The following is a 2,169-nucleotide window of genomic DNA, read 5'->3' on the forward strand; positions in this document are numbered from 1 at the left end:
GCCGCGGCGGCTCCGGCAGGCGGTTCGGCCCGTGCCGGTCGAGGCGCGATGCGGCCTCCGCCGCGGACAGCCCCTGTGCGCCGCTCCCCAGCTCCGACAGCGCCGCGGCGGCCGGCAGGGCGTGCCAAGCCGGCACCGCCTGCGGCTCCCGCGCGGGCATCGCGTCAGTGTCCGAAGATCGAGGCCACCAGATAGGCGACGATCGCCGCCGCGCCGCCGATCGCGAATGTCTGCAGCGCGCCGCGCAGCGGCGGCAGGCCGGTGGCGCGGGCCTTCAGCCAGCCGAAGCCGAGCAGCGCCGCACCGGTCAGCGCGGAGGACAGCGCCAGCGCCGGACCGGTGCTGCTGAACACCATGTAGGGCACCAGCGGGATCAGCCCGCCCACCACATAGGCGCCGCCGATGGTGGCAGCAGAGCGCGCGGCGCGGTTCGGGTCGGGCTCCGACAGCTCCAGCTCGAAGCGCATCATGAAGTCCACCCATTTGCGGCGGTCGCTCGCGATGGCGTCCACCGCCTGGCGCAGCACCTCCCCGCGCACGCCGTAGCGGTGCAGGATCGCCGCGACCTCCCATTTCTCGCGGTCGGGGTAGAGGCGGCTTTCCTCCTCCTCCCGCGCGCGCTCGGAGGCGTAGTGGTCGGCGTCGGTGCGCGCGGCGAGGTAGCCGCCGAGGCCCATGGCGACGCAGCCCGCCGCGATCTCCGCCAGGCCCGCGGTGACGATCAGCGGGTTCGCCGCCACCGCGCCCGACAGGGCGGCGGCGAGCGCGAAGGGCACGGTCAGGCCGTCGGCGGTGCCGATGACCAGGTCGCGCACCGTCGCGTTCTGCGTGAAGTGCTTCTCCTCGTGCGGGGGGCCGGGCGGCATCGGCGGCAGGCCGTCGCGCGTCGGCTCCGTGGCGGGTCCGTCATGCATGGCGCGAGAGTAGCGGTGCGCGCTTGGGCGCGCCACCGGGGCACCCTCCCTGTCGCGTGATCGCGCCGCGGGCGCAACCGCGGAACCGGCATGACGCGCACGGCGTATACGGTCACGCACCGATTGGCGCTGGGGACGTTTCGGACATGCCGCCCACCCTGCCGCGCGCCGCGCGTCGCCTCCTGCTGGCCGGGCTGGCGGCCGCGGTGCTGCTGCATGCCGGCCTGCTCGCCACCGGCTTCTCCCGCCTGTCGAACGACGAGGCGGCGCGGGTGCTGATGTCGCTCGCGCTGACCCCGGCGAATGCGCTCGAGCCCTGGATCTGGCCGCCGCTGCACCGCATCCTGCTCGGCCTGGCGCTATGGCTGCACGAGGACGTGGTCTGGGTGCCGCGGCTGTTCTCGATCGCGCTCGCGCTGGGACTGCTGGCCGCCGTGCTGGGCCTCACGGCCCGCCTCTCCCGGACGACGCCGGTGATGCTGGCGGCGCTGCTGCTGGCCCTCGTCACCCCCTACCGGCTGCTGATCGGCAGCGTTCCCATGGCGGACATCCTCATGCTGGTCCTGGTGGTCGCCGGGGCGGAGCGGGTGCTGGCCTGGCTGCAGGGCGGGCCGGCCGGCACGCTGCTGGCAGGGTGCGCGCTGGTCGGGCTGGCCACCGCGGTGCGCTACGAGGCCTGGTTCATCGCCTTCTGCCTGGGGCTGGTGCTGGCCTGGCGGTGGTGGCGCGGGCAGCGCGTGTCCTTCGCCACGCTGTCGGCGGCGGGCGTGCTCCTCTCGGCCTTCCCGGTCTTCTGGATCGTGAACGACTGGATGTGGCACGGCAGCTTCGCGACGCTCGGCGTCACGCCCGAGCAGTTCCAGGCCATCGCCGGCGAGGATTCGGTGCGCCAGTCGCTGGTGCTGAACCCGCTCGGCCAGCCGCTGCTGCAGGAACTGGCCTGGAACCCGGCGACGCTGCCGGGTGCGGTGATGCTGGTGCTGCTCGCGCGGCGGGACGCGGCGATCCGTGGCTTCGCGCTGGGCTTCGTCGCGGCGCTTCCGCTGATGGGGCTGGCGATGCTGGCGACCACCGCGGTGAGCCTGGCGGCCACCTGGCGGCTGGTCGGCACCTGGAGCCTGCTGCTGCTGCCCTTCGGCGCGCTGGCGCTGGTGCGGATGGCGGGCTGGGCGGCGGCGCGGCTGCGGCTTGCCCCCGGGCTGGCGCTGGCGCTGGTGCTGGCCCCGGCGGTCGCGCTGCCGGCGACACGCGACCT

3 protein-coding genes are annotated in these 2,169 nt (G+C 75.0%); 1 reads left to right on the forward strand and 2 read right to left on the reverse strand.

What is annotated here, in order from left to right:
* Together OZN99_RS30180 and OZN99_RS30185 are read right to left on the reverse strand one after the other, a co-directional pair.
* The coding region (locus OZN99_RS30180; RefSeq protein WP_270938909.1) for a cation-transporting P-type ATPase at positions 1-160 on the reverse strand (160 nt) is incomplete at its 3' end.
* A gap of 4 nt (positions 161-164) precedes the next feature.
* Positions 165-950, reverse strand: a complete 786-nt coding sequence (locus OZN99_RS30185) for a VIT1/CCC1 transporter family protein (protein ID WP_270938907.1) — start codon at positions 948-950, stop codon at positions 165-167.
* Positions 951-1,060: 110 nt separating this feature from the next.
* Between OZN99_RS30185 and OZN99_RS30190 the strand changes: the two genes are divergently transcribed.
* Positions 1,061-2,169: hypothetical protein (locus OZN99_RS30190; protein WP_270938908.1), on the forward strand; the 1,109-nt coding region annotated here is incomplete at its 3' end.

Source organism: Falsiroseomonas oryzae, assembly GCF_027856955.1.
In the GTDB taxonomy this organism is placed as follows: Bacteria; Pseudomonadota; Alphaproteobacteria; order Acetobacterales; family Acetobacteraceae; genus Falsiroseomonas; species Falsiroseomonas oryzae.